28 protein-coding genes and 1 other RNA gene are annotated in these 26,290 nt (G+C 36.4%); 21 read left to right on the top strand and 8 right to left on the bottom strand.

Annotation, left to right across the window (positions count from 1 at the left end):
* Nucleotides 1-93 precede the first annotated feature (93 nt).
* From JNG87_RS20030 to JNG87_RS20015, 4 genes are all read left to right on the top strand, one after another.
* Complete coding sequence (locus JNG87_RS20030; protein ID WP_202840649.1) at nucleotides 94-930, top strand: 1,4-dihydroxy-2-naphthoyl-CoA synthase; 837 nt, start codon at nucleotides 94-96, stop codon at nucleotides 928-930.
* A gap of 73 nt (nucleotides 931-1,003) precedes the next feature.
* Complete coding sequence (gene menA, locus JNG87_RS20025) at nucleotides 1,004-1,933, top strand: 1,4-dihydroxy-2-naphthoate octaprenyltransferase (RefSeq protein WP_202844387.1); 930 nt, start codon at nucleotides 1,004-1,006, stop codon at nucleotides 1,931-1,933.
* Between the two features lie 16 nt (nucleotides 1,934-1,949).
* A complete protein-coding gene (locus tag JNG87_RS20020) occupies nucleotides 1,950-2,396 on the top strand; it encodes an SRPBCC family protein (protein ID WP_202840647.1) in 447 nt (148 codons plus the stop codon).
* A gap of 125 nt (nucleotides 2,397-2,521) precedes the next feature.
* Nucleotides 2,522-3,208: a metal-dependent hydrolase gene (locus JNG87_RS20015; RefSeq protein WP_202840645.1), complete on the top strand. Its 687-nt coding sequence runs from the start codon at nucleotides 2,522-2,524 to the stop codon at nucleotides 3,206-3,208.
* Between the two features lie 117 nt (nucleotides 3,209-3,325).
* Here JNG87_RS20015 and ffs read toward each other — a convergent pair.
* Nucleotides 3,326-3,423: signal recognition particle sRNA small type (ffs, locus tag JNG87_RS20010), an RNA gene on the bottom strand.
* A gap of 130 nt (nucleotides 3,424-3,553) precedes the next feature.
* Between ffs and JNG87_RS20005 the strand changes: the two genes are divergently transcribed.
* The 11 genes from JNG87_RS20005 to JNG87_RS19955 all read left to right on the top strand — a co-directional run bounded on the left by JNG87_RS20005 (nucleotide 3,554) and on the right by JNG87_RS19955 (nucleotide 13,767).
* Nucleotides 3,554-4,156, top strand: coding sequence for a DUF4199 domain-containing protein (locus JNG87_RS20005; protein WP_062674918.1), 603 nt, complete (start codon nucleotides 3,554-3,556; stop codon nucleotides 4,154-4,156).
* A gap of 16 nt (nucleotides 4,157-4,172) precedes the next feature.
* Entirely contained in the window at nucleotides 4,173-5,123 is a 951-nt protein-coding gene (locus JNG87_RS20000; RefSeq protein ID WP_110010230.1) for a glycosyltransferase family 2 protein, read from the top strand.
* A gap of 216 nt (nucleotides 5,124-5,339) precedes the next feature.
* Nucleotides 5,340-5,729 (top strand): hypothetical protein, encoded by a 390-nt coding sequence (locus JNG87_RS19995; protein ID WP_202840643.1) that lies wholly within the window; start codon nucleotides 5,340-5,342, stop codon nucleotides 5,727-5,729.
* 187 nt (nucleotides 5,730-5,916) lie between these two features.
* Complete coding sequence (locus tag JNG87_RS19990; RefSeq protein WP_202840641.1) at nucleotides 5,917-6,618, top strand: GIN domain-containing protein; 702 nt, start codon at nucleotides 5,917-5,919, stop codon at nucleotides 6,616-6,618.
* A 65-nt stretch (nucleotides 6,619-6,683) separates the two neighbouring features.
* Nucleotides 6,684-8,399 carry a phospho-sugar mutase gene (locus tag JNG87_RS19985; RefSeq protein WP_202840639.1) on the top strand — a complete coding sequence of 572 codons (1,716 nt, stop codon included), beginning with the start codon at nucleotides 6,684-6,686 and terminating at the stop codon, nucleotides 8,397-8,399.
* A gap of 77 nt (nucleotides 8,400-8,476) precedes the next feature.
* Nucleotides 8,477-9,730, top strand: a complete 1,254-nt coding sequence (locus JNG87_RS19980; RefSeq protein WP_202840637.1) for a pyridoxal phosphate-dependent aminotransferase — start codon at nucleotides 8,477-8,479, stop codon at nucleotides 9,728-9,730.
* Nucleotides 9,731-9,967: 237 nt separating this feature from the next.
* Nucleotides 9,968-10,435, top strand: coding sequence for a hypothetical protein (locus JNG87_RS19975; protein ID WP_202840635.1), 468 nt, complete (start codon nucleotides 9,968-9,970; stop codon nucleotides 10,433-10,435).
* 125 nt (nucleotides 10,436-10,560) lie between these two features.
* Nucleotides 10,561-11,547, top strand: a complete 987-nt coding sequence (locus JNG87_RS19970) for a phosphatase PAP2 family protein (protein WP_202840633.1) — start codon at nucleotides 10,561-10,563, stop codon at nucleotides 11,545-11,547.
* A 139-nt stretch (nucleotides 11,548-11,686) separates the two neighbouring features.
* Entirely contained in the window at nucleotides 11,687-12,409 is a 723-nt protein-coding gene (kdsB, locus tag JNG87_RS19965; protein WP_202840631.1) for a 3-deoxy-manno-octulosonate cytidylyltransferase, read from the top strand.
* A gap of 85 nt (nucleotides 12,410-12,494) precedes the next feature.
* Entirely contained in the window at nucleotides 12,495-13,157 is a 663-nt protein-coding gene (locus tag JNG87_RS19960; RefSeq protein ID WP_202840629.1) for a histidine kinase, read from the top strand.
* 34 nt (nucleotides 13,158-13,191) lie between these two features.
* Nucleotides 13,192-13,767: a glutathione peroxidase gene (locus JNG87_RS19955; protein ID WP_110010221.1), complete on the top strand. Its 576-nt coding sequence runs from the start codon at nucleotides 13,192-13,194 to the stop codon at nucleotides 13,765-13,767.
* A gap of 68 nt (nucleotides 13,768-13,835) precedes the next feature.
* On the opposite strand, the gene JNG87_RS21750 is transcribed toward JNG87_RS19955, so the two are convergent.
* Entirely contained in the window at nucleotides 13,836-13,961 is a 126-nt protein-coding gene (locus JNG87_RS21750; RefSeq protein WP_262896822.1) for a hypothetical protein, read from the bottom strand.
* Nucleotides 13,962-13,989: 28 nt separating this feature from the next.
* Between JNG87_RS21750 and JNG87_RS19950 the strand changes: the two genes are divergently transcribed.
* Nucleotides 13,990-14,505: a VOC family protein gene (locus JNG87_RS19950; protein WP_317193485.1), complete on the top strand. Its 516-nt coding sequence runs from the start codon at nucleotides 13,990-13,992 to the stop codon at nucleotides 14,503-14,505.
* A 128-nt stretch (nucleotides 14,506-14,633) separates the two neighbouring features.
* Here the strand turns inward: JNG87_RS19950 and JNG87_RS19945 are convergent, their stop codons facing one another.
* Entirely contained in the window at nucleotides 14,634-15,290 is a 657-nt protein-coding gene (locus tag JNG87_RS19945) for an NAD(P)H-binding protein (RefSeq protein WP_202840627.1), read from the bottom strand.
* A 101-nt stretch (nucleotides 15,291-15,391) separates the two neighbouring features.
* Between JNG87_RS19945 and JNG87_RS19940 the strand changes: the two genes are divergently transcribed.
* Nucleotides 15,392-15,745, top strand: a complete 354-nt coding sequence (locus JNG87_RS19940) for an MmcQ/YjbR family DNA-binding protein (RefSeq protein WP_202840625.1) — start codon at nucleotides 15,392-15,394, stop codon at nucleotides 15,743-15,745.
* Nucleotides 15,746-15,827: 82 nt separating this feature from the next.
* Nucleotides 15,828-16,319 carry a hypothetical protein gene (locus JNG87_RS19935; RefSeq protein ID WP_238349629.1) on the top strand — a complete coding sequence of 164 codons (492 nt, stop codon included), beginning with the start codon at nucleotides 15,828-15,830 and terminating at the stop codon, nucleotides 16,317-16,319.
* Nucleotides 16,320-16,358: 39 nt separating this feature from the next.
* Here JNG87_RS19935 and JNG87_RS19930 read toward each other — a convergent pair whose 3' ends face one another.
* Nucleotides 16,359-17,279 carry a bifunctional riboflavin kinase/FAD synthetase gene (locus JNG87_RS19930; RefSeq protein WP_202840623.1) on the bottom strand — a complete coding sequence of 307 codons (921 nt, stop codon included), beginning with the start codon at nucleotides 17,277-17,279 and terminating at the stop codon, nucleotides 16,359-16,361.
* Between the two features lie 287 nt (nucleotides 17,280-17,566).
* On the opposite strand from JNG87_RS19930, the gene atpD reads away from it, so the two are divergent.
* The 3 genes from atpD (at nucleotide 17,567) to JNG87_RS19915 (ending at nucleotide 20,342) form a co-directional block, all read left to right on the top strand.
* Nucleotides 17,567-19,075 (top strand): F0F1 ATP synthase subunit beta, encoded by a 1,509-nt coding sequence (gene atpD / locus JNG87_RS19925; protein WP_062674887.1) that lies wholly within the window; start codon nucleotides 17,567-17,569, stop codon nucleotides 19,073-19,075.
* A gap of 88 nt (nucleotides 19,076-19,163) precedes the next feature.
* Entirely contained in the window at nucleotides 19,164-19,445 is a 282-nt protein-coding gene (locus JNG87_RS19920; RefSeq protein WP_062674884.1) for a FoF1 ATP synthase subunit delta/epsilon, read from the top strand.
* 78 nt (nucleotides 19,446-19,523) lie between these two features.
* Nucleotides 19,524-20,342, top strand: a complete 819-nt coding sequence (locus JNG87_RS19915; RefSeq protein ID WP_202840621.1) for a hypothetical protein — start codon at nucleotides 19,524-19,526, stop codon at nucleotides 20,340-20,342.
* A gap of 357 nt (nucleotides 20,343-20,699) precedes the next feature.
* Here JNG87_RS19915 and JNG87_RS19910 read toward each other — a convergent pair whose 3' ends face one another.
* From JNG87_RS19910 to JNG87_RS19895, 4 genes are all read right to left on the bottom strand, one after another.
* A complete protein-coding gene (locus tag JNG87_RS19910) occupies nucleotides 20,700-22,889 on the bottom strand; it encodes a B12-binding domain-containing radical SAM protein (protein WP_202840619.1) in 2,190 nt (729 codons plus the stop codon).
* Between the two features lie 151 nt (nucleotides 22,890-23,040).
* The gene (locus tag JNG87_RS19905) at nucleotides 23,041-23,802 is read right to left on the bottom strand and encodes a hypothetical protein (RefSeq protein WP_202840617.1); all 762 of its coding nucleotides are present in this window, start codon (nucleotides 23,800-23,802) and stop codon (nucleotides 23,041-23,043) included.
* Between the two features lie 228 nt (nucleotides 23,803-24,030).
* A complete protein-coding gene (locus JNG87_RS19900) occupies nucleotides 24,031-24,909 on the bottom strand; it encodes a DMT family transporter (protein ID WP_202840616.1) in 879 nt (292 codons plus the stop codon).
* A 66-nt stretch (nucleotides 24,910-24,975) separates the two neighbouring features.
* Nucleotides 24,976-26,247, bottom strand: coding sequence for an aminotransferase class I/II-fold pyridoxal phosphate-dependent enzyme (locus tag JNG87_RS19895; protein WP_202844383.1), 1,272 nt, complete (start codon nucleotides 26,245-26,247; stop codon nucleotides 24,976-24,978).
* Nucleotides 26,248-26,290 lie beyond the last annotated feature (43 nt).

The raw sequence follows: 26,290 nt of genomic DNA, 5'->3' as shown, positions 1-26,290 counted from the left end.
CATTCAAAATTTCTTTTTTTATAGAGATGAACCTTCAATTTCAACCTGAAAATTTCTCTGTAATTCCGTATCTTTGAGAAAAATTTTTATAAGATGATCGAGTGGAAAACCGCCAAGGAATACGAAGATATTACCTATAAAAAATCTAACGGAGTAGCAAGAATTGCTTTCAACAGACCTGAAGTACGTAATGCTTTCAGACCTAAAACAACTTCAGAATTATATGATGCTTTTTATGATGCCTATGAAGATTCTTCAATAGGGGTTGTATTGCTGTCAGGAGAAGGACCAAGTCCAAAAGACGGAGGATGGGCATTTTGCAGTGGAGGAGATCAGAAAGCCAGAGGACACCAGGGGTATGTAGGAGAAGACGGAAGACACCGTCTGAACATTCTTGAAGTTCAGCGTCTGATCCGTTTTATGCCGAAAGTGGTGATCGCTGTTGTTCCCGGATGGGCAGTTGGTGGTGGACACTCACTTCACGTAGTATGTGACCTTACTTTAGCGAGCGAAGAACATGCTATTTTCAAACAGACCGATGCAGATGTTACCAGTTTCGATGGTGGTTATGGTTCTGCTTATCTTGCTAAAATGGTAGGACAGAAAAAAGCACGTGAGATTTTCTTTTTAGGAAGAAACTATTCTGCACAGGAAGCTTTCGAAATGGGAATGGTGAATAAAGTGGTTCCTCACGCAGAACTAGAGGATACAGCTTACGAATGGGCACAGGAAATATTAGCTAAATCGCCAACTTCTATCAGAATGCTGAAATTTGCCATGAACCTTACAGATGATGGTATGGTAGGGCAGCAGGTTTTCGCAGGAGAAGCTACCCGTCTTGCGTATATGACAGAAGAAGCTCAGGAAGGAAGAAATGCCTTTCTTGAAAAAAGAAAACCTAACTTCGGAGAAGATCAATGGATATCCTAAAAATATAATTGATAATTGATGAATGATGATTGATATTATCATTTATCAATTATCGCTTATCAATGATAAAAATATGACGGATTGGATAAAAGCCGCAAGGCTAAGAACTTTACCGCTTTCCTTAAGCGGAATTATTATGGGAGCTTTCATTGCAAAATGGAGACTTTACGGAGAAGGCGGTACCTGGGACTGGAAAATCCTTGCACTCGCTCTGTTGGTTACGCTTTTATACCAGATTTTATCAAATTATGCCAATGATTATGGTGACGGAGTAAAAGGTACAGACGCCAAAAGAATCAATGAAGCTGAAGCAAGAGCGGTAGCATCAGGGAAAATTACCGCAAAACAGATGAAAAATGCTGTGATTCTTTTCGCAGTATTATCTTTCATTGCTACCATTGCTTTGTTGTACGTAGCTTTTATTCCAAACTATATGAATGAATTCTATATCTTCATAGGATTGGGAGTAGCATGCATTCTTGCCGCAATTGGATATACGGTAGGTAAAAAACCTTACGGATACATGGGATTGGGAGATATTTTCGTGTTTATCTTCTTTGGACTGGTTTCTGTGTGCGGAAGCTATTTCCTGTTTACAAAAACTTTCAGCTGGGATATATTATTACCCGGAACAGCGGTTGGAATGATGAGTATGGCGGTTCTTAACCTGAACAATATGAGAGATATTGAAAGCGACAGATTATCAGGGAAAAATAGCTTTGCATTGAGAATCGGATTCAAAAATGCAATGATCTATGAAATGGTCCTGTTACAGTTACCATTGGTGCTTATCCTTATCTTTTTAGGAGTAAACGGGTTTATACAGCAGCAAAACTACTATGTGTTTATTGTAATGATCCTTTTATTCCCATTAGCCAAGCTGAGAAGAAGCATTATGTCGGTGAAAGAACCAAAAGAATTAGACCAGTACTTAAAACAGGTAGGAATCATGACTTTTGTAATGGCAATTCTTACAGCAGCCGGACTTAACTTATTTCACTAATCTAAAATATTATACCATGAGTTCTAATGCATACGTTGAAGCTCAAATGCTTATCAGGAAGCCGGTTGAAGATGTTTTCGAAGCATTCATCAATCCGGAAGTAACTACCAATTTCTGGTTTACCAAATCTACCGGAAAGCTGGAAGAAGGGAAGACTGTTACCTGGGAATGGGAAATGTACGGAGTAAAAAACGTAGTGAAAGTTCACCAGATTATTCCGAACCAACTGATCAGAACAGAATGGGGAGAGCCTGCAGTAAACGTAGACTATGAATTCAAAACGATGGAAAAAGGAACACTCGTGGTCATTAAAAGCTATGGATTCAGCCAGACAGGCGAAGATCTGATGAAAGTAATTAATGACAATACAGGAGGTTTTACAACAGTTTTAGACGGATGTAAGGCTTATCTCGAACACAGGATTAAGCTTAACCTTATTGAGGATAAGTTTCCATCGAAATAATAGATTAAAGAAAACACGGATGGCACGAATGCTTTCACAATCGCCACTAATCTCATTGTGCTGTTTGTGAAATTATTTGAGTCATTTGTGTTTAATATTTAATAATAATTGAAATTAAATTTAAAATGAAAATACAATTCTTAGGGCAAAATTGTTTCCTGTTTACCTACAAGGATAAAACAATTCTGAGTGACCCTTTTTACAATTACAAAAAAGCAGAGTCAGGTTTTGATATTGCTGCCCAAAAAATCGACTACATCCTATTAACTCATGCGCACGGTGATCATATTGCTGATGTAGCAGAAGTATTGAAGCACTATCCGGAAGCTACCATCATTGGAGTTCCTGAAGTATGCGGTTATTTTCAACAGGCAAAAAATAAAGATGATGTGAACTTAGGAGGATCGGCAAAAATCGACGATCTTAAAATTTCCATGGTTCCGGCTCACCATACAAGTTCTTTCCCGGATGGAAGCTATGGAGGTGTTCCTGTAGGGTATATCTTCAGACTTCCTGAAGGTAAGAACATCTATCTGGCTGGTGATACAGGAGTAATGGCTGATATGGAGCTGTTCCCGAGATTATACGGAAACATCGACCTTTCTATCCTTCCGATCGGAAGCCACTACACGATGTGCCCCAGAAAAGCTTCTTTTGCAGCAGCAGAGCTATTAAAAACACCGAAAGTAATCGGATGTCACTTTGATACTTTTCCTGCCATTGAAATCAACCATGAAAGTGCACTAAAGCATTTCGCCGATAAAAATGTAGAACTTGTTTTACCAAAATTGGGAGAGACGTTCGAATTTTAATTGATAACAAAACCGGAGGTAATCTGAAAATTAGAAAAATGAAAATGATGCGTAAGGTATTAAAAACAAAAAAAGATAATTATCAAATTACCTCTCTTCTTACTTTAAATCAAAAAAAAATGGCAAGCTACCTAAATCACACCGCTACGACCGATTACCTTTGCTGCGTTCCCACCCTGGAGGATTCTCAGGAGCTGGTTGTTTAGGACTTGCCGTTGCAAAGGTAGGAATATTTTATAAACTTCAAAACTTTATCAAAGAAAATTAGTTGAAAAAATGCAGTGGTAAAGCTAAACGCCTGACATTTAGAGGGAAAAATTTTCAACTTTTTTTAAAAATTTAAATATGACAAAAAGTCCATCAACACTAGGAATTATACTTTTTATCGCTACAATGATCGTTTTTTTTGTAGTATATACTTTTTTCTCAGGAATCAATTATTTTGATATCTCTTTGAAAGCCAATGCTTTTGTTTTGCCTCTTTTATATGCCGGAGCTGCTTTCTGGTCTGTAAAATCTTACTGGAACAACCATAGAGTGGTGAAATTTAAAGATGCTTTCAAAAGAGCATTCGTTCCGATGTTCATCGGAGGAATTCTTTCTATTTTTAGTATTTATGCTTTTTTAACTTTTGTAGATCCTGCAGCTAAAAGCCTTTTGAACTATCAATATGTTCAAAGACAAAAATCAGAACTGGATACAGAATATACTTCAGCAAGAAAAATTCTGAAGCATCAGAAGGATATTGATGAACTGGATCAGAAATACAAGGAAAGACTGCAAAGCTTCACTCCTGAGGCAGTTAAAGGAAAAGATATGCTTACCGCAAGTCATTTTTCAGGATATTTTGCAGCAATTCTTATATTTTACGTAGTTTTGTCGGTGTTTTTCGGAGCATTTTTCAGAACAAGAACAATACATCAGCCCGAAGAAACCAATCAAGCCTAATTTTTATTAAAATTAAATGAATTTATCTATAGTTATTCCGTTACTGAACGAAGAAGACTCTCTGGAAGAACTTTTTTCAAGAATTGATAAAGTGTGTACAACCAGTAATTTATCTTATGAAATCTGGTTTGTAGACGACGGAAGTACGGATTTGTCGTGGAGTATTATTGAGAATATGAAAGTTCAGTATCCTCAGATCCACGCTATTAAATTTTCCAGAAATTATGGAAAATCACAGGCGCTTCATGCCGCTTTTGAAAGAACAAACGGTGATGTAGTAATTACAATGGATGCCGATTTACAGGATTTCCCAGAAGAAATTCCGGAACTGTACAATATGGTGATTCATGATAATTATGATATTGTTTCCGGTTGGAAAAAGAAGCGTTTTGATAATGTAATGACGAAAAATATTCCGTCAAAACTATTCAATGCGGCAGCGAGAAAAGTTTCAGGAGTTTACCTTCATGACTTCAACTGTGGTTTGAAAGCTTATAAAAGACAGGTGGTAAAATCGGTTGATGTGTACGGAGATATGCACCGTTATATTCCGGTATTGGCTGCCAATGCAGGTTTCAGAAGAATTACCGAGAAAGAAGTACAGCACCAGGCAAGACCTTATGGAACTTCAAAATTCGGAACGGAAAGATTTATCAGAGGATTTCTGGATCTGATAACCCTTTGGTTTGTAAGCCGTTTCGGAGGAAGACCAATGCATTTCTTCGGAGCAGTGGGAACTTTAATGTTTATTGTTGGTTTTCTTTCAGCACTTTGGCTAGGAATTTCTAAACTGATTGATGTGGCAAGAGGAATCTACGGACATTTGATTACCAATAACCCTTGGTTCTTTATTGCATTAACCATGATGATTATGGGAACCCTTCTCTTTATTGCAGGATTCTTGGGAGAAATGATCATAAGAACCAACCGTGAGCATAAGAACTATAATATTGATGAAGTGATATAAATTCAGGTGATTGTTCAATTAAATATACTGAAAACTAATCTGTTAATGTAAACCTTTAGTTGATGTATGGCCATTCCCATCCTTTGGAGGGGTGGTGAAAATTCAAAGAATTTTTGACGGGGTGGTTACGCAAAAAATAATCATTCCAATTTCAATACATACAAAGCACTCTATTCCAGAGTGCTTTTTGTATTTTTATAAAAACTTTAAATCCGGATGTTTAAACTCAAATCTATTCTTTTTTACTTTCTGTTACTTTTTGCAGTCTCATGTTCATCAAATAAACTTTACGGTTCATGGGAGTTTATTGATATTTATGATGGAGAAATTTCTAATACGGATACGTTGAAAAATAAAACAAACAATTCCAGATATGGAACAGGAGTTCTGACCTTTTATCAGGATAAAACTTTCAGTTCAATGGGAAACAATGGAATTTATCAGATAGAAAATAATCTATTGAAAATGAAGTATAATGACGATGAAAATATAACCACAATGAAAATCTCCAGTGTAAGTAAAAATTATCTTCTTTTATTTTCAATGGCTGGCAGTCCTAAAACATGGTTTTATAAAAAAGTAAAAAGAATTGAGAATAAGAAATAGGCTCTTCTGAAAAGCAAAAAATTGAAAACTATCAGGTATTTTATTGTCAAAAGACAAAGTTTTTTAGAAATTTTAATCCTATTTTTGTTCAAAATAATATTGAAAGTCCCGTGAGGCCTGAGAAAAGCTTTCAGAGATTTTCAGTAAAGATCGTTGCGATTATAATATAGAATATTTAAAATTAAATATGAAAAAAGTTGTATACACATTGATGCTGATGGCAGTAGTTTCCTGCGGAAAAGTTTCTCCAAAAGGGAATATTGAAAAGAAAGATGTGGATGTTTCGGAATTCGTTAACCTTGATCTGGCAGGTAAATTCCGTGTATTTTATGCCAGAGGTCCGAAAAATTTTGTAGAAATAGAAACTTATCCTAATGTAGCAAGCAATCTGGATGTGGATGTAAAAGATAAAACCCTTTTCATTAAAGAAAAAAGAGGAACAAAAGGAGTCGATTTTTATAATGTAACGATTTATTCCAAATATAATCTTGAAAAAGTAGCTGTTTCAGATTCTGTGGAAGTGAATATTTCAAGCGAAATCAAAACAGATAATTTCAGACTTAACATGAAAAATAACGCAAGCTTCATGGGATCTGTAAACACAAGAAGAGCAGAAGTGGAAATGCATAACAGAAGCCGCGCCAACTTTTTGGGATTATCTAAAGATGCAGTGATAAAGATTTCAGATACAGCAAGTTTAATTGCACCTTACTGGAAAATCACCAATCTGAATATTGATTCTAAAAACGGTAATTATGCAGAAGTAAATGTAAAAGATTCTTTAAAAGGACATATTCAGAACACAGCAAAATTTGTCTATTATAACGATCCCATCAGAGCGTTTAAAATTGATAAAACAACGAAAGTCGAAAACAAAAAGCTGGATTAAAAAACAGCATTATTTAAACTAGAAACTAGGAACTTTACAAATTATAAAAGAACAACATTACAAATATGAATACACTAGAAAAAGCGAAACTTTGGTTAAGTGATACCTTCGATAAAGAAACAAGAGATGCTGTACAGACGTTGATCGACAGCAATTCCCCTGATCTGGAAGATTCTTTCTACAGAGAACTGGAATTCGGAACAGGAGGTATGCGTGGGATAATGGGAGTAGGAACCAATCGCTTGAATAAATATACATTAGGACAAGCGACTCAGGGATTGGCTAATTATATGCTTCAGCAGTTCAAAGGAGAAGAGATTAAAGTGGCTATCGCTTATGATGTTCGTAATAACTCAAAAGAATTTGGAAAACTGGTAGCAGATGTTTTAACAGCCAACGGAATTAAAGTTTTACTTTTCAAAGATCACAGACCGACTCCTGAATTGTCTTTCACGGTACGTGATAAAAAATGTAACGGAGGAATCGTATTAACGGCTTCTCACAACCCACCAGAATACAACGGTTACAAAGTATACTGGAATGACGGCGCACAGATTGTTCCGCCTAATGATGAAGCCATTATCAATGAAGTGTATTCTGTGAAATTTGAAGAAATTAAATTCAACGGAAATGATGATCTGATCGAATGGATCGGAGAGGAGCAGGACGATGTGTATATCGATGCATGTATTGAAAACTCTACGTATCAGAACGTTGGAAAAGAAAATTTAAATATTGTTTTCACCTCTATCCATGGAACAACCTATACAACTGTTCCCAAAGCCCTTGAAAAAGCAGGCTTCAAAAAAGTAGATCTTGTAAGAGAACAGATGATCCCAAGCGGAAATTTCCCAACAGTAGAGTCTCCAAACCCGGAAGAGCCTGCAGCATTGGAAATGGCAATGGATCTGGCAAGAATTACCAATGCAGATATCGTGATCGGAACAGACCCGGATGGGGACAGATTAGGAATCGCCGTAAGAAATCTTGATAGTGAAATGCAATTATTGAACGGAAACCAAACCAATACCATCCTTACGTATTACATTCTGAATGAGTGGAGAAAACAAGGGAAAATTACCGGAAAAGAGTTCATTGGTTCTACCATCGTAACTTCCGATATCTTCTTTGATATTGCACAGAAATTCGGTGTAGAATGCAAAGTAGGTCTTACTGGATTCAAATGGATTGGAAAAATGATCCGTGAAGCAGAAGGAACTCAGAAATTTGTATGTGGTGGTGAGGAAAGTTTCGGATTTATGACCGGTGACTTCGTTCGTGATAAAGACTCTTGCGGAAGTATTCTTTTAGCCTGCGAAATTGCAGCTTGGTGCAAAGCCAACGGAAAAACAATGTATCAGTACATGATTGAGATCTATGAGGATCTTGGAATGTATTATGAAGGATTAATCAATATCGTTAGAAAAGGAAAAGAAGGAGCTGAAGAAATTCAGAATATGATGAAAAACTTCCGTGAAAATCCTCCGAAGGAACTGGCAGGATCACCGGTAGAAGAAGTAAAGGATTTCAAAGAACAAACCAGCCTTACCGTTTCTACCAACGTGAAAAAAGTAATGAATGATATTCCAAAGTCTAACGTTTTGATCTATTATACACAGGATGGAACAAAAGTATGCGTAAGACCTTCAGGAACAGAACCAAAAATCAAATTTTATGTTTCTGTAAAGGATTCCATTACTTCAGAAGCAGATTTCAGAGACAAATTAAAATCATTGGAAGCCAAAATAGGAGCCGTTAAAACAGATTTGAAACTGGATTAATACTCTTAAAAATACCATCAATCAAAAATATGAGAAGATTCATGGAGAACGATAATATAAATTTAAAATAAGAAAAAGTGAAAGTTTCAAAATTAGCAGCGAACCTGATCGGTTCTGAAATTGTAAAAATTGGTAACGAAGTAAATGATCTAAAAGCAAAAGGAGCGGAAATTGCCAATCTTACTATTGGTGATCTGAATTCTAACATTTATCCTATTCCGGCATTGCTGAAGGAAGAGATTCAGAAAGCATATCAGAATAATTTGACGAACTATCCGCCTGCCAACGGACTTTTATCTTTAAGAAAAGAAGTTTCCAAAGACCTTAAAAAAAGATGGAACCTGGATTATTCTCCTAACGATATTCTGATTACGGCAGGATCAAGACCTTTGATCTATGCGGTGTACAAAACCATTGTAGACGAAGGAGATAAAGTAGTGTATCCTACACCATCATGGAACAACAATCACTATGCTTATCTTACTTCTGCCAATGCTGTAGAAGTGAAAACAAAACCTGAAACCAATTTCCTTCCGACTGCTGATGATTTAAGACCTCACTTAGATGGAGCCGTTTTATTAGCTTTGTGTTCTCCATTGAACCCTACAGGAACCATGTTTACAAAAGAACAGCTTTCAGAAATCTGTGAACTGGTTATTGCTGAAAACAAAAAAAGAGGTGAAGATCAGAAACCGTTATACTTAATGTATGACCAGATCTACTCTTGCCTTACATTCGGTGCTGAGCACGTAGATCCGGTTTCTCTTTTCCCTGAAATGAAAGACTACACCATCTATATTGACGGTATTTCAAAATGCCTTGCTGCAACCGGAGTACGTGTAGGATGGGGATTCGGACCTGCTCATATTCTTGATAAAATGAAGGCACTTCTTACTCACGTTGGAGCATGGGCTCCAAAACCAGAGCAGGAAGCAACGGCTAAATTCTATGAAAACTCAGAGAACGTTGATGTTTTTGTTAACGACTTTAAAGCTAAACTTGAAAACAGCTTAAAAGTACTTCACAACGGAGTTCAGGATTTAAAGGCAAAAGGACTTGCTGTTGACAGCATCGAACCAATGGGTGCTCTTTACCTTACCATCAAACTTGATTATATCGGAAAAACAAAACCTGACGGAGCTGTCATTGAAAACTCTTCAGATCTTGTTTTCTACTTAATCAATGAAGCAGGAGTGGCTTTGGTACCGTTCTCAGCTTTCGGAGAAGAAAAATCAGAACCTTGGTTCCGTGCTTCTGTAGGAGGATTGGCTGTAGATGAGATCAAGGTAATGCTTCCAAAACTGGAAAGTGCTTTGAACAATTTAAAATAATCTTTACATAAAATATAGGCTTCGACTCTGTCCGGCATGACATCATTAAATTTAAAAAATAGTAATTGTGTCACGCTGAGCGGAGTCGAAGCGTTTTTACACGTCTTTTAAACCATGAGCCTTCCACAGAAATCCTTACTTGAGACAAAATATTTGTTTTTTTCAACATTGTCAATTATCATAATAGTGATTTTAAGCGTGTGGCTTTCAGGGAAAGCTGATCATCGTTCACTGTTTTTGAATTCAATATTATCAACTTCTGTTCTGGCGGGAGTATTTTTCCTCTTTATCACTGGAGGACTGTATTCTGGGTTAAAATTAAAAGATAATATCGGAAATATTTTAAACAAAGAAAGAATACAAAGGTATGCTGATAAAACACCGAAGTTTGATGGTTTTGAGGTAGACATTCCTGATGCCGGAGATGGAATAGGAGGCGCTATTCTTTCCTTTCTTGCCTGGATTGTAATTTCCATTCTACTTGTTTTTCTTTCTTATTTTTTCGGACTTTTCTTTTGGTCGGCCGTATTCTTGTTGGGTGCCATTTTGTACTGGATATTTTTCAGAGCACTCAGATTGGTTTTTAAAAATTCAGGAAAATGTAAAGGAAAAATAGTAAAAAGCCTTGGACTCGGACTTTTCTATTCTTTTATCTATATTTCATGGATATATGGAATTATTTTTCTGATCCAATATTTGAATTGAAGTTGCGTTTATTTCTCAAAAAATTAAATAAATATTAAAAGTTAGATAACCGCTTTGCACTACATTCAACAAGGAATTATATTTGTGGCTTTACACACCTGAATATATAAATCGAAAATTACACGATGAAAAAACTGAGATTTCTACTTTTACCGGTTTCAATACTGGTATACTCACAGGAGGTTGACAGTCTGAAGGTAAGTGAGTTACCAAAAGAAGTTGAACTGCCAAAAGTACAAACCTACACCTTAAAAGACGGTTCCGTCCGGACATATCCGAAACCTAAACTCCTTGACTTTGTCACCAAATTACCAAGAAACTTCATCAATACCAATAAAGATTTCGTAGCTAAAGATCATGCTTATTATCTGGGGGGGGCTGTTGGTGCTACGTTAATACTCCTGCCGTTTGATCAGAAACTCATTGATAATTCAAGAGAGCTGGCCGAAAGATGGGGAATGGATAAGGATAACAATTATCACAAAGTGGGAGGTGTTTTTAAAATTCCTAAAGATGTCGGATCTGCGCTGTACCTGATCGGAAACGGGTCTACATTAGTCTTATTAGGAATAGGCTTCGGAACCTATGGATTGATAAAAAATGACTACAGAGCCCAGGCTACGGCCAGTGGTTTAATGGAAAGTTTAATTCTTTCAGGAGTTTTTACGCAGACCCTTAAAAGAATTACCGGAAGAGAAAGCCCTTTTATTGCCGAAGAATACGGACATAAAGGAGGCGCATGGAACCCTTTTCCAAGCTTTTCAGCATTCAGCAAAAACACCTCGAATTATGACGCAATGCCATCAGGACATTTAACGACATTTATGGCTGGGATTACTGTAATTGCAGATAATTATCCGGATGCGAAATGGATCAAACCTGTAGGATATACATTAGCCGGAGCATTGTGCTTTCAGATGATGCAGAGTAAAGTTCACTGGGCGTCAGACTATCCTCTGGCTTTATTCATGGGATATTTTATAGGAAAAACCATATCAAAAAGCAGATACACTTCTTCAGAAGGAACAATCGGAAAGACAAAATATAATCTCAACTTCACTGCATCCCGCCAATGGGAATACAATATGGTAGGCGTAAAACTCTCTTTTTAAACTCTGAAATCTCTGTTTTGTTTAGGAAATAAGATACTTTTCACTACATTTGGTCTCAGGATAAAAGGTGTATCCGGACTTTTATAAATACCGGAATGAAACCTCCTGATTTAAAAAGAATTACTTAATATTGTATTGAATGAAAATAATCGCTGTCATCCCTGCACGTTATGAAGCAAGCCGTTTTCCGGGGAAATTAATGCAGATTTTAGGAGAAAAAACCGTTATTACCACAACCTATCAGAATGTAGTGGAAACGGGGCTGTTTGATGAAGTATTTGTCGCCACCGACTCTGAAATTATTCTTGATGAAATCGTAAAAAACGGAGGAAAAGCCGTCATGACAGGACAGCATGAGACCGGAAGTGACCGTATTGCGGAAGCTGTACAGAATATTGACTGCGACATTGTGATCAACGTCCAGGGAGATGAGCCTTTCCTTAAGTTAGAACCTTTACGTCAACTGATAGAAGTTTTTAAACATGACCAGCAACAGGAAATATCTTTAGCTTCTTTGAAAATACAGCTGCATGAAAAAGAAGAAATTGAAAACCCGAATAATGTAAAAGTGATTACCGATAATAATGGGTTTGCCCTGTATTTTAGCCGTTCCGTCATTCCTTTTCACAGGGAGGTTTCTTATGATGTAAGTTATTTTAAACATATTGGAGTATATGCTTTCAGAAAAGATGCCCTGCTGCAGTTTTCAAAGCTGGCTATGAAGCCATTGGAAATATCCGAAAAGATTGAATGCATCCGCTATCTTGAATATGGAATGAAAATCAAAATGATAGAAACCAATTTCGTAGGAGTAGGCATTGATACTCCGGAAGATCTGGAAAAAGCCCGAAAACTTATCTGAAATTAACAAATTGGTCTTCCTGAGCTTTTGCCTTTTTTGCAATTTTCCATAAATCCCCCTATATTTGAATTTATAAATAAAATTAATGAAGAAGTTATTATTAGTATTTGGACTGATATTTTCGCACGTGATATTCGGACAGACCGCAAAGGAAATTATTGACAAAAACATTGAATTATCCGGAGGGTTAACCAATTGGAAACTGTTAAACTCAGTATTGCTTCAGGGAAAAGTAATCCTGGGTGTCAAAGATGAATATCCGATAAGAATTTTTCAGCAGCGTCCGAATCTTACTAAAACATTGATTACCACCGGAGGGAAAGAAACGGCAATTGAAGGTTTTGATGGTACCAAAGGATATGCAATGAACTATGCGGCCAACAAACTTCAGGAATATCCTGAATATGTGCCGGAAAGTTTTGATAATGATTTCATTGATTGGGAAAATAAAGGATTTGACGCCAAATATCTTGGAAAAGAAAAAGTAGGAGAGATCTACTGCCATAAGGTACAGCTTACCAAGAATGTAAATAAGAACATGTACTATTTTGATACAAAAACGTATATGCTGATTAAAGAAGTGAAAAAAGATGAGACACTGATCTATTCTGATTTCAAAAAAGTTGGGAACATTATCATGCCCTTCAGAATCGAATCTTCAAGTCCCAAAAAAGACGGAGATTATGTGATGTTATTAAACAGAATCGATATCAATAAAGTTTTTCCGGCTAATATTTTTAAGTTTTAAATCAACTGCAGCCTGCTGCATAAAATTATAAGAAATGAAAAAGATTTTTTTACTGCTGCTTTCTTTCATGGCATTCCTGCAAAGCTGCACCAACCAGAAAAGTGAAATTTCTAAAGCTAAAACCACAGAACTTATGGGAAAAACAATATATGACTTTAAAGTAGAAAGTCTTGATGGCAAAGAAATCAATTTTGCAGACTTCAAAGGGAAAAAAATTCTCATTGTCAATACCGCTTCAGAATGTGGGTTTACACCCCAATACGCAGATCTTGAAAAGGTGTACGAACAATATAAAGATAAACTGGTTGTAGTAGGTTTCCCTGCAAACAATTTCGGAGGCCAGGAGCCTGGGACCAACACGGAAATCGGTGCTTTCTGCCAGAAAAACTACGGAGTAACGTTCCCTTTGGCAGCCAAAGTTTCCGTGAAAGGAGATGATACCGCTCCTATCTTCAAGTACTTAACGGAAAAGGAATTGAACGGAGTAAAGAACACAACCATCCTTTGGAACTTCACCAAATTCCTGGTAGATGAAAACGGAAAACTGATCGATTCTTTTGTAAGTACTACAAAGCCTACTGATGAGGCTATTACAAAGTATCTGAAATAAGAAATATTTTTTATAAGTGGGTGTTAACATCCACTTTTTTATTTTAAAATTGGTAATTATATACAATTTTACATTAATCCTGCTTTCTTATTTATTATGACTCTGTCATTCTGAATGTAACGCAGTGAAATGAAGAATCCGGACTTTCCATAAGATTCTTCCTTCGTCAGAATGGCAATGGCATCAAATTGCATATAGTCCTTTTAAATCGTAATATATTTTATGAAGAAAATAATTTTTACCCTTTGTATCCTGGCTTCATTTATGTTAGGATTTGCTTTTAAGGCCGTTACAGAAAACAAGTCTGACGATATGAAAAGAGTTACCGGCATTGGCGGTATCTTTTTTAAATGTAAAAATCCTGAGAAAATGAGAGAGTGGTATGAAAATCATCTGGGACTCAGTACCAATCAGTATGGAGCTGTATTTGAATGGTTTCAGGGTAGTGATAACTCTAAAAAAGGATTCAGCCAGTGGAGCCCTTTCAGTGAAAAGACCAAATATTTTCAGCCTTCGGAGAAAGATTTTATGATCAATTACAGGGTGTATAATCTTGAAAAACTTGTTGAACAGTTGAAGAAAGAAAATGTAACCGTTGTAGATAAGATTGAGACTTATGAATATGGAAAATTTGTCCACATTATGGACATTGAAGGCAATAAAATAGAGCTATGGGAGCCTAATGATATTGAATATGAAAAATTAGGACAGAAAATGGGCAGCAAGACTACAAAATAGGTAATACATTACAGGTAGCAGTATTTGGTGCTTAAACTTAAGGGGAATCAATAAGGAGTTTTTCCCCTTTAACACGAAACATATTACTTGCATCCCAAACCGCGAATCACGCATCCCGAATCTTTTAACTATTCATTGCTCTTTTCCGCAAAACAGAAAATATTTCCCAGCTTGATACTGGAGTAGCCGTTACTTTTTATTTTCGAAGAATTAATCATAGCTTTTGCCAGAATATCGGTTGGCAGGGGCTTCTGACTTTCTAATAGCCCTAATTTATTAGCAAATTTGATGATGCGGCTTCCCAATACTTCTCCGGTTCTTTCAGAATCTTTTCGTTCCAGCATTCCCGGCTTAAAAATAGTGATCTTGTTGAAATGCAGCTGTTTTACAGCTTCTTCCAGTTCGCCTTTCATTTTGGAATAGAAAATTTTAGACTGTGGATTCGCTCCGTAAGCTGATACCAGAATATAATCTTCCACTTCATTCTCTTTCGCTGCTTTTGCAAATTCATACTGATAATCAAAGTCTACTTTCTTTTGGGCTTCTTTGCTTCCGGCATCTTTTAAAGTTGTTCCAAGACAGGAAAAGGCAACATCTCCTTTTACCATATTTTTCCATTCCTCTGGCTTCTCAAAATTCACCACATGAACTTTAAGCTTGTCATTTTGAATATCAACAGGCTTTCTGACAAAGATATCCACTTCATCAAACTCTTTGTCATTCAGTAACTGATTGACAAGATCTTTTCCTGTGGCACCTGTAGCACCTATTACCAGAGCTTTCATAATAATTGCGTTTTTGTGAGATTATTTCTTTCTTAAATTTACTAAATTTGAATCAAAGATTAAAGAATTAATTTGATCATTAATTATCACTTAAATTGAACATGGATGCCAACGAAATTTTAGATTATTGTCTTGCCAAAAAAGGAGTTACAGAAAGTTTTCCGTTTGATAACGAAACTCTCGTGATGAAAGTAGACACCAAAATGTTTTTACTGATGGGACTTGAGAGACAGCCGTTGGCCATTAATGTAAAAACAGATCCTGAATGGAGTGCAGAGCTTCGTGAACAATATCCTCAGATCACAGGTGCTTATCATATGAACAAAACCCACTGGAATTCTGTAACGGTAGATGGATTGAAAAGAGATCTGATCTTTAAACTCATTGATCAATCCTACGAGCTGGTTTTCAAATCCCTGACTAAAAAAGCGCAGAATGAAGTCAATTCATTATAGTAAATAAAATAAATTGAGGTACGGGATTTGTTATCTATTACTGGTGAAATAATATATTTGACATTAATAAAATAAATAACAAATGAGAAATCACCTTTTATTATTCGCAGCAGCCGGAACATTGATGCTGTCAGGCTGCACCAAGCCGGTAAATAAGAACACTACCGAAAAAAATACTTCTGCTGTATCAGCCTCTGAAAAATCTCCCGAAACTCTTAAATTAGAATTTTCAGGAACAGACGCATTTACCATTAAAAATGCCCGGCTGAAAGTGAGCTTATATGGAATGGACGAAAAACTGGCTGATGCTCCTGCTACTTTAATTACAGAACAGGAATATGAACAGAAATCAATACCTTTCACCATCAATCTGCCAATACCTGAAAATGCCGAAAGCAAGATCAATCCAAAACCTGCCGGTCCTGCAAAATATTATGTAACCATAAGCTGGGACTCTGATGGAAACGGAAAAGCAGATCAAAAAGGAGATATCTTTATTGATTATGACAAGAAGTTCCCGAATGTGAAACTGAATAATGAAACCCAGAAAATCTACTTAAAAGTACTAAAATAAACCAAAAGGCTATTCTCACTGAATAGCCTTTCTCTATATTTAAAAATCAAATTTTTCTGTTATTCTTTTATCCTCATCCAGTCTTTCAATCAATTTGTCCAGACCTTCAAATTTGATCTCATCATGAAGAAAATCCCTGAAACTTACCGTAATCTTTTCTTCATAAATATCATCATCAAAATCAAGGATATAAACTTCCACAGTTAGTTTTTCTCCGTTTACCGTCGGATTGGTTCCGATGCTCAGCATTCCCTTATATTGGTTGCCTTTTACAAATACTTCTACAATATAAGCTCCTTTTTTAGGTAATAGCTTGATCGATTCGGTATCAATATTAGCTGTTGGATATCCGATAGTTCTTCCGATCTTTTTCCCATGAACTACAGTTCCGGAAACAGAGTAGGAGTAGCCCAACATTTCATTTGCTTCTTTAACGTTTCCTGCTAAAAGCGCATTACGCACTTTTGTGGAGCTGATATTGTTTTCATGAATATTAATCGCTTCCATCTGTTCTACTTCAAAATCAAGTTCTTTTGATAATTTCTGAAGAAGCTCAAAATTTCCGCTTTTGTTTTTTCCAAAAGAATGATCGTAGCCTATAATAAGGTACTTTACATTAAGTTTATCAACTAAAATCTGACGTACAAATTCTTCTCCGGTTAAATTTCTGAATTCTTCATCAAATTCTTTCAGGAACAAATTATCAATGCCGTATTTCTCTACAAGTTGTTTCTTTTCCTCCAGTGTATTCAGAAGCTTTAAATCTTCATTCGGATTAAAAACAAATCTTGGATGCGGCCAGAAGGTAAGGATTGCAGTTTCCAGGTTATTTTCTATACCTATTTTAGTCAGCTCATCGATAATACTCTTGTGCCCGAGATGTACCCCGTCAAACATTCCTAAAGACAACGCTAGAGGCTTCTGTGAGGAGTAATCTGTAAAATTCTTGAAAACTTTCAAAACGGAAAAATTTTGATTGCAAATATAAAACCTTTATTTTTAATGTAACGGAGAGAACCTGAAAATTTAAAAATGAAAAATTCTGAAAATATCCTGTATTATATTATACGAACATAATGACAAATTAATGAATTGTGTATTTGCTGTTAAATATAATGATAAATAATGAATTTCACATAGTAAATGGCAAACTCCTTCCTCTCTTCAAAAGCATGATAAAAATCTTTTTTTTACCAATTGCGGGTTTATGAAGAATCACTATATTTGCACCAAGAAAAAATTTAGCAATGGCAAACCAAATTAAAGGTAAAATTTCTCAAATTATTGGTCCGGTAATCGACGTTGTCTTCACAGATGTGGAAGCTGTTCCAGCAATCTATGACGCGTTAGAAATTACAAAAGAAAACGGTGAAAAAGTAGTTTTAGAGGTAGAACAACATATTGGCGAAGATACAGTAAGATGTATCGCAATGGACGCTACTGACGGTCTTAAAAGAGGGCAGGACGTAATTGGATACGGAAATCCTATTATGATGCCTATCGGAGAGGCTGTAAACGGAAGACTATTCAACGTTGTTGGTGATGCTATCGACGGACTTCAAGATATTTCTAAGGATGGTGGTCTTCCAATTCACAGACCAGCTCCAAAATTTGATCAATTATCAACTTCAGCAGAAGTTTTATTTACAGGTATTAAAGTAATCGACCTAGTTGAGCCTTATGCAAAAGGAGGTAAAATTGGATTGTTCGGTGGTGCCGGTGTAGGTAAAACAGTATTGATCCAGGAGTTGATTAACAATATTGCAAAAGGACACGGAGGTCTTTCTGTATTCGCCGGAGTAGGTGAAAGAACGAGAGAAGGAAATGACCTTTTGAGAGAGATGTTGGAATCAGGTATTATCAAGTATGGTGATGATTTCATGCACTCTATGGAAAACGGAGGCTGGGATCTTTCTAAAGTAGACTTAGAAGCTATGAAAGATTCAAAAGCTGCGTTCGTTTTCGGACAGATGAACGAGCCGCCAGGTGCAAGAGCGAGAGTAGCACTTTCTGGTCTTACATTGGCTGAGTACTACAGAGACGGTGGAGAAAGCGGACAAGGTAGAGACGTACTTTTCTTCGTAGACAACATCTTCCGTTTTACACAGGCTGGTTCTGAGGTATCTGCACTTCTTGGTCGTATGCCATCAGCGGTAGGTTACCAACCAACGCTAGCTTCTGAAATGGGTGCGATGCAGGAAAGAATTACTTCAACTAAAAATGGTTCAATTACTTCAGTACAGGCGGTATACGTACCTGCGGATGACTTAACTGACCCGGCTCCTGCAACTACGTTTGCTCACTTGGATGCAACTACGGTACTTGACAGAAAGATTGCTTCATTAGGTATCTATCCAGCGGTAGATCCACTAGCTTCTACTTCTAGAATCCTTGCTCCTGAAGTTATCGGTCACGATCACTACAACTGTGCTCAAAGAGTAAAAGAAATCCTTCAAAGATATAAAGCACTTCAGGATATCATCGCAATCCTTGGTATGGAAGAACTTTCTGAAGAAGATAAAGCTGTTGTATACCGTGCAAGAAAAGTTCAGAGATTCTTATCTCAGCCTTTCCACGTAGCAGAGCAGTTTACAGGTATCCCAGGATCATTGGTAGACATCAAAGATACAATCAAAGGATTCAACATGATTATGGATGGTGAATTAGATCACTTACCAGAAGCAGCTTTCAACCTGAAAGGAACTATCGAAGAAGCTATCGAAGCAGGACAAAAAATGTTAGCTGAAAACGCTTAATAATTAGACATAAAGATTACAGATACCAGACATGAGACTTTAAGGTTGTCTGAAATCTGAAATCTGAAATCTTCAAATCTAAATTAAAATGAATATAAAAATTTTAACACCAGAATACGTAGTTTTTGAAGGAGAAGTAGACTCAGTATTATTGCCTGGAAAAAATGGTGAATTTCACATCATGAAAAACCACGCAGGAATTGTTTCTTCTTTAATCGGAGGTGATGTAAAGCTTTTTGCTAACTCTATTGATGAGGCTTATGCTAAAAATTTCACTAAAGAAGCCGGAAAAGACTCTGTTTTTGCTTATGCTATCAAAAGCGGTGTTGTAGAATTTAATCATAATAAAGGAATTATCCTTTGTGAATAATTAAATGAAAAGCTAAATATATTTTCAAGAAAGTGTAACTTTGCGTTACACTTTTTTTATTTGTAAAAGTCTGATTGTATGAAGAGAGGCATAATCATATTATTTACAGTTCTGGGTGTTTTCCTCCATGCCCAGGATATCAAAACCAAAAGAGGAATTATTAATCTTGACGGTATTCCGGTAGCTAAGCTCTCCAACAAATCCAGCGAATATACGTTTATGGATCTTAAAGAGACCCCGATGTATACGATTAAATTCATTGATAAAAGCATCGTGGATTCTGTTCGCGACAGTTATATCATTGTCAACAGAGTATATAACAGGGACAAGACCATCGAAATTGATTACTCGTCACCTTCTGCATTTTCCGGAGAAGAAAAATCTGCAGTCTTTACTTCAGTTAAAGATCTTAAAATTATTGATAACAAAGGGATCAATGTTAAAAATCTGGATGAGCTTTTTTCAAATGTTCCGAAAAGGAAGCTGGACGCTAAAACAAAAGATGCTTATGCGATCAGAAAGAAAATAGACAAGATGAATATTGAGGTCAATAAAGTGGGAGAGATCCTTAGTAATGGCGTTCCGGTGGGATATTTTACCAATCTGCCGGTAAGTTTTGGTTCGGAAGATACCATTATGGACAAAACACCTATTGATATTGAAATTTATGATGCTAAAAGTAAACTTATCGGAAGGTATATTACCACAACAAAACAGCTGAAAACAGCGGGAGGAAAGTCTTTTACCATCTATAGAGAAATGTCCGGAAGAGCTTCAATCCTGAAATTCCCGACCTACAAAGCATTGGCTGAGCGCATGGCGATTATGGATCCTAATTTTATCAAAATACAGGAAAAAGTAAACGTAGGTACTGTTTCAAAAGAGACCCCTAATTAATGTAATACAGATTTTATCAATAGGAACGGGCTTTAACCCGTTTTTTTATTATGTATCAAATTCATCCGGCTTTAACCAAAACTTTAAAACCACCCGTCAAAAATTCTTTGAATTTTTGCCACCCCTCCGGAGGAGGGGAATATTTTGCCGGTTTATATATGGTAGTTAAAAATTTGGACTTGATGATCCTTCTTTATGAAAAATTTTATTCTCTTAAATAAAAATTTAGATCTGTGTCATCCGTGAAATCTGTGAGAGATTATATTTTAATCAAAACAAGTCTTATTCATTCAGAAAAATAAGAATTCACGGAAAATTAACCATTTTTAAAAATCCCTGAGAAAAAAACGGAATTTTTTATAAACTTAAAATTACGCCGTTTTCCTTCAATTGCTGCATTGGTTTTGAGAACCAGAACAGCTCAAAATCATCGAAATTTTCTTCAAAATGATTCTTAAGTTGTTGAATAGTAGGTTTTTTAGAATTTTCAACAGCATTTTCTTCCAGTACATTCATCAGCCATTCTGCTTTTTCCTGTTCCAGCTCAACCTTCACAATATTGGTTTTTAAGTGGAATGTAAGAAGCGTATACGTACCAGAATATTTCTTTTTATTTTTTACGCGATTCTCAGCGATTACATTTTTGGTTAAAAAGACAACTTTGGAATTGGTCTTCAACTGAAACTGCCCATCTTCCAAAAGACAGTCGTGAATATAATCCGGATGAATGGTTGTTCTTGGAATTTTAAAATCAAACCATTCCTGAAGCGGCAGTTCGAAATTGACTCCATGCATATAATTGAATAAAGATTTCTTTAATCCGAAGCTGAACCTGTTATGATCGATTCCGGTTTTATCTTTAAAATCTACATCGTTATTGGCAAACAAAATTTCCTGCTTTACCGGAATGACTCCAAAATCTTCCGGGCTTATTCCCACTGGTGAATGAGCTGTCATCGCAAACTGATGCCAGAAACCACTCTGAAGGATTCCCATTTCAAACATTTGTCTTACCATTTCAAGGGAGTCTACAGTTTCCTGAATGGTTTGGGTAGGATAGCCATACATCAGATACGCATGAACCATAATTCCTGCTTCTGTAAAATTTCTTGTTACATTGGCAACCTGTTCCACAGAAACTCCTTTATCAATTAATTTCAGCAGTCTGTCACTTGCTACTTCAAGTCCACCGGAAACAGCCACGCATCCTGAAAGCTTCAGAAGATAACAGAGATCACGGGTAAAGCTTTTTTCAAAACGGATATTGGTCCACCAGGTAACCACCAGATTTCTTCGGAGAATTTCCAGAGCAACCTCTCTCATAAGGGCAGGTGGAGCAGCTTCATCTACAAAATGGAATCCTGTCTCACCGGTTGTACGGATCAGTTCTTCAATCCGGTCTACCAGAATTTTCGCAGAAATAGGTTCGTAGATTTTAATATAGTCTAAAGAAATATCACAGAATGTACATTTTCCCCAGTAGCATCCGTGTGCCATCGTCAGTTTGTTCCATCGTCCGTCGCTCCATAAACTGTGCATCGGATTGGCGATTTCGATAACGGAAATATATTGATCCAGTTTTAAATCTGTATAATCAGGAGTACCTATTTCAGACTGTTTGAAGTCGTGTCTTCTAGAATTATTCTTGTAAACAACTTCATTATTTTCTAGAAGAAAAGTTCTTTTAAATTCACCTTCTCCGGCGGTAATTTCTAAATTTTGGTGAAGAAGTTCCAATGGAAGCTCACCGTCATCTAAAGTAATAAAATCAAAAAATTCAAATACTCTCTGGTCTTTAACTTCTCTTAATTCTGTATTGGGAAATCCTCCTCCCATCGCAATTTTAATGTGAGGATAATGCTTTTTGATCCATTGAGCACATTTGAAACCGGAATACAGATTACCGGGAAACGGTATTGAAAAGCAAACCAGTTTTGGCTGTACAGTTTCTATTTTTTCCTGAAGAATTTTTAAAGTAAACTCATCAATAAAGGTAGGCTCACCACACAGTTTTGAATATAATTCATCAAAAGAATTGGCACTTTTCCCAAGGCGTTCCGCATATCTGCTGAAACCAAAATCAGCATCAATATTTTCTACAATATAATCGGAAATATCTTCTAAATAAAGTGTTGCCAGATGTTTGGCCTTATCCTGAAGACCCATATTTCCAAAAGCAAATTCCATATCATCCAGCTGGTTGAAACGGGAAGCTTCGGGAAGAAAGTTCATGCTGCAGATCTGTCTTGCCAGTGTAGGTGTTTTTCCCTGTAGAAAAGGAATCACCTGATCTATCGTTTTTAAATACTCTTCTCTTAAGGCATAAATTCTCCGGGAATTTTCAGAGGTGTTCTGAAGATCAATTTCTTTATTGAAAACCTTGAGTATTCCGTCCTTTGAAAATAATTCCAAAATAACATCGATCCCCAAATCTACCTGGTAGCTGGAAATATTTTTGGTATTTAAAAATCCTTTAATATAAGCCGTTGCAGGATAAGGAGTATTAAGTTGGGTAAAAGGCGGAGTAATAAGAAGCAGGTCTTTCAACAGAAATTTTTTGCAAAGTTATTCTAAAGTTTTTTTAGAAAAAAATTTTTTCTCCTGATTATAAACAGTCCGAAAAAGTCTTCAGAAATAGTTTGCTTTATTACATCCTTTTTATCACAATTGTTTTATTTCCAATCTTGAAAATGGTATCTTAGAATAAATCAGCGGGTTTGTTAAACAAAGCATCAGTAGCATTGTTATCGATAAAGTTTAGAAAAGCATCTTCATCAAAATATCCGTCCTCATCAAGAATTGCCGGATTTAATAATTCGATTTCACTAGGTTTTTCCAGGCTGATATTTTCAATAAACTTTCCGGTTTTGCCTGTGATCTCATTGTGAAAACTGATTAAGTATCTGGAATAAATATTACTCTCAGCAACAGTGTAATGTCCGTTTTCTGCAATAAGTGAAGTCATAATGCTTCCTCCTATGTAGGTTTCATTATCATTCCCCGAAGCACCAAACAATACTTTTGAGGTAACATTTCCAGCGCAATACAGCGAACCGTTGATGATGATATTTTCTGCCTGTATATTACCGGTAACTATAAGGACAATAAAATCTTCCACAAAAAGTTTCTCCGATAAGTGAAGATCACCATCGATAAGAATGATTTTATACCCTTCATCTTCGGAAGTAATCAGTTCCAGAGAAGTATTGCTGTCATTTTGTATAAGAACAATTTCAGGGGCATCATTTTCATTATTGATGTACAGGGAAGCGTCCTTTAACTTTTCTGCTGTTTCATCGTCCAGCATTTCGAGAAATTCAGTAAGACTTTCTTCATCGATGCCACTTTCATTGAAAAAATTGTTTTCCAGGGCTTCGTGAGCAATGCTGTATAGATTTTCTGATTTTTCTTTGAGTTGTTTGTATAATTGGTCTTTGGTTAGTTTTTGCAATTCTTTCATCGGTTTTTAAAAGTATATACATTATCTATTCGGTGGGGGAAACACCTGTTAATAGACTGATGCAATATAGTCAGATAAATTGTGTTACGCCAGAAAGAGATGTTTTTTTTCACATATTTTTCTTTTTGATGATTTCCTGAGCTGAAAAATTAGATCATTTCATACAAAAACCGGACTCATAAAGAGGTCCGGTATTTGTATTGTTTTGTATATCAGTCAATAAAAATTTTAGATATGGTTTATTTTCTTTTGGTCTCCAATCACATTCAGGGTAACTCCCAAAAGAATTAAAGTAATCCCGATGAGTAAATTCAGAGTGAATTTTTCATGAAACATCAGGACACTGATCAATACAGCAACAACAGGTTCCAAAGCTCCTAAAATAGCCACAGGAGTAGATCCGATATATTTAATAGCATATACCAGACAAAGACTGGAGATCACTGTAGTCAGAAAGGCAAAAATAAGGAAGTTAATGAAGATCTCTGTTGAAGGAATAGCAAACGATGCATGTGCTGTGACCGCTTTGGACATAAAGAACAGTGAGGTGAAAAGCATTGAATAAAATGTAAGCTTGAATCCGGAAACCTTGATATTCGACTTGTTGACGATAACCATATATAAAGCATAGAACAGTGAACTGAGCATGACAATTCCCAACCCTGCAAAGTTGATTTCCAGTCCTTTTCCTTTTAAACATAAAACAATAACTCCCGCGAAAGCAAGAAGTAAAGAAGCTCCGGATAATCTGGTAAGCCTCTCCTTATAAAAGAAAAGCATGATCAATGCGACAATAATAGGATAAATAAATAAAACGGTAGAGGCAATCCCCGGTGTCAGGAAATCATACCCCAAAAAGAGAAACTCTGAAGAAAGGGCATAACAGATACCAAGGATGGCCAGGATTAAGACCTCTTTTTTATTGATTCTAAAACTCTCCCCTGAATACAGCAGATATCCTCCCACCATTAATGCTGAAAAGAAAAATCTGTAAAACAGCGTAATATCCATTGAAAAATGCGCCTGCTTTACGGGCAGAATAAAAATCGGAATCAGACCATAGGAAACGGCCGACAAAATTCCCAGTGTGTAACCTCTAAGTTTCATGTGCTTTATAGTTATTAAACAAAAAAGCCACTGAATCAATCAGTGGCTTTTTTTATTTTTTTAAGATTAAATCGGTTTAAAACTTAATCCTTGTTCCTGCAGTAATTTTTGTTCCTGATCTTTGTAGTAGCCACCTACTAACTTATCATGAATTGCTTCAAACGCTGCCAGAGTTTCATTAATCTCTGCATCTGTATGAGAAGCGGTAGGAATCAGTCTTAAAAGAATCATTCCCTTCGGAATGACCGGATATACCACCACAGAGGTGAAAATACCGTAATTCTCTCTTAAATCTTTTACCAATAGAGTAGCCTCTACAGGAGTTCCCTGCATCATTACCGGAGTTACACAAGTATTAGTGTCTCCAATATTGAATCCTCTTTCTGTAAGTCCGTTTTGTAATTTGTAAACATTCTCCCAAAGTTTAGCTTTGATTTCAGGTCTTGATCTCAATAGCTCCAGTCTTTTTAATCCTCCGATTACCATTGGCATCGTAAGAGATTTTGCAAAGATTTGTGATCTTAAGTTGAATTTCAGATATCTGATGATTTCTTTGTCACCCGCAAGGAATGCTCCGAAACCAGCCATTGATTTTGCAAATGTAGAGAAATAGACATCGATCTGATCGTTACAGTCCTGCTCTTCACCTACACCGGCTCCTGTTTTACCAAGAGTTCCGAAACCGTGGGCATCATCTACTAAAAGTCTGAACTGGTATTTGGATTTAAGATCGCAGATCTCTTTGATTTTTCCCTGTTGTCCTCTCATCCCGAAAACTCCTTCTGTGATCACAAGGATACCTCCACCTGTTTCTTCAGCTACCTTAGTGGCTCTCTGAAGGTTTTTCTCAAGACTTGCCATATCATTATGCTTGTAGGTAAATCTTTTACCGGAATGAAGTCTTACTCCATCCACAATGCAGGCATGAGAATCCATATCATAAACAATCACATCATTTCTGCTTACCAAAGCATCAATGGTAGAAACCATTCCCTGGTAACCGAAATTCAATAAGTATGCTGATTCTTTTTTTACGAAGTCTGCCAGTTCTCTTTCCAGCTGAAGGTGCTGGTCTGTTTCTCCGGACATTGCTCTTGCTCCCATTGGATAGAACATTCCATATTCTGCAGCCGCTTTCGCATCCGCTTCTATTACTTCAGGGTGATTACACAGCCCTAAATAGTCATTGGCACTCCAGAAAATTACTTCTCTCCCCTGAAACTGCATTCTCGGGCCAATAGGTCCCTCTAATCTTGGGAAAATAAAATAGCCTTCACCATAATCTGCAAATTGTCCAAGTGGTCCTGGATTTTCTTTTATTCTTTCAAAAATATCCAACATTGTATCGTAATTTTTAAGTAATAAAGCCTTTTTTGTCTGA

Source organism: Chryseobacterium cucumeris (assembly GCF_016775705.1).
Lineage (GTDB): Bacteria > Bacteroidota > Bacteroidia > Flavobacteriales > Weeksellaceae > Chryseobacterium > Chryseobacterium cupriresistens.
This window is presented reverse-complemented; position numbering and strand designations above follow the sequence as displayed.

What these genes read in the sequence shown, in the direction of transcription:
- JNG87_RS20000 (WP_110010230.1), top strand. Translation starts at nt 4,173, where the DNA reads ATGAATTTATCTATAGTTATTCCGTTACTGAACGAAGAAGACTCTCTG.
- JNG87_RS19960 (WP_202840629.1), top strand. Translation starts at nt 12,495, where the DNA reads ATGAAGAAGTTATTATTAGTATTTGGACTGATATTTTCGCACGTGATA.
- JNG87_RS19915 (WP_202840621.1), top strand. Translation starts at nt 19,524, where the DNA reads ATGAAGAGAGGCATAATCATATTATTTACAGTTCTGGGTGTTTTCCTC.
- JNG87_RS19940 (WP_202840625.1), top strand. Translation starts at nt 15,392, where the DNA reads ATGGATGCCAACGAAATTTTAGATTATTGTCTTGCCAAAAAAGGAGTT.
- JNG87_RS19935 (WP_238349629.1), top strand. Translation starts at nt 15,828, where the DNA reads ATGAGAAATCACCTTTTATTATTCGCAGCAGCCGGAACATTGATGCTG.
- JNG87_RS19970 (WP_202840633.1), top strand. Translation starts at nt 10,561, where the DNA reads ATGAAAAAACTGAGATTTCTACTTTTACCGGTTTCAATACTGGTATAC.
- JNG87_RS19900 (WP_202840616.1), bottom strand. Translation starts at nt 24,909, where the DNA reads ATGAAACTTAGAGGTTACACACTGGGAATTTTGTCGGCCGTTTCCTAT.
- JNG87_RS19950 (WP_317193485.1), top strand. Translation starts at nt 13,990, where the DNA reads ATGAAGAAAATAATTTTTACCCTTTGTATCCTGGCTTCATTTATGTTA.
- JNG87_RS20020 (WP_202840647.1), top strand. Translation starts at nt 1,950, where the DNA reads ATGAGTTCTAATGCATACGTTGAAGCTCAAATGCTTATCAGGAAGCCG.
- menA (WP_202844387.1), top strand. Translation starts at nt 1,004, where the DNA reads ATGACGGATTGGATAAAAGCCGCAAGGCTAAGAACTTTACCGCTTTCC.
- JNG87_RS19920 (WP_062674884.1), top strand. Translation starts at nt 19,164, where the DNA reads ATGAATATAAAAATTTTAACACCAGAATACGTAGTTTTTGAAGGAGAA.
- JNG87_RS19905 (WP_202840617.1), bottom strand. Translation starts at nt 23,802, where the DNA reads ATGAAAGAATTGCAAAAACTAACCAAAGACCAATTATACAAACAACTC.
- atpD (WP_062674887.1), top strand. Translation starts at nt 17,567, where the DNA reads ATGGCAAACCAAATTAAAGGTAAAATTTCTCAAATTATTGGTCCGGTA.
- JNG87_RS19995 (WP_202840643.1), top strand. Translation starts at nt 5,340, where the DNA reads ATGTTTAAACTCAAATCTATTCTTTTTTACTTTCTGTTACTTTTTGCA.
- JNG87_RS20005 (WP_062674918.1), top strand. Translation starts at nt 3,554, where the DNA reads ATGACAAAAAGTCCATCAACACTAGGAATTATACTTTTTATCGCTACA.
- JNG87_RS19990 (WP_202840641.1), top strand. Translation starts at nt 5,917, where the DNA reads ATGAAAAAAGTTGTATACACATTGATGCTGATGGCAGTAGTTTCCTGC.
- JNG87_RS21750 (WP_262896822.1), bottom strand. Translation starts at nt 13,961, where the DNA reads ATGCAATTTGATGCCATTGCCATTCTGACGAAGGAAGAATCTTATGGA.
- JNG87_RS19955 (WP_110010221.1), top strand. Translation starts at nt 13,192, where the DNA reads ATGAAAAAGATTTTTTTACTGCTGCTTTCTTTCATGGCATTCCTGCAA.
- kdsB (WP_202840631.1), top strand. Translation starts at nt 11,687, where the DNA reads ATGAAAATAATCGCTGTCATCCCTGCACGTTATGAAGCAAGCCGTTTT.
- JNG87_RS20015 (WP_202840645.1), top strand. Translation starts at nt 2,522, where the DNA reads ATGAAAATACAATTCTTAGGGCAAAATTGTTTCCTGTTTACCTACAAG.
- JNG87_RS19945 (WP_202840627.1), bottom strand. Translation starts at nt 15,290, where the DNA reads ATGAAAGCTCTGGTAATAGGTGCTACAGGTGCCACAGGAAAAGATCTT.
- JNG87_RS19985 (WP_202840639.1), top strand. Translation starts at nt 6,684, where the DNA reads ATGAATACACTAGAAAAAGCGAAACTTTGGTTAAGTGATACCTTCGAT.
- JNG87_RS20030 (WP_202840649.1), top strand. Translation starts at nt 94, where the DNA reads ATGATCGAGTGGAAAACCGCCAAGGAATACGAAGATATTACCTATAAA.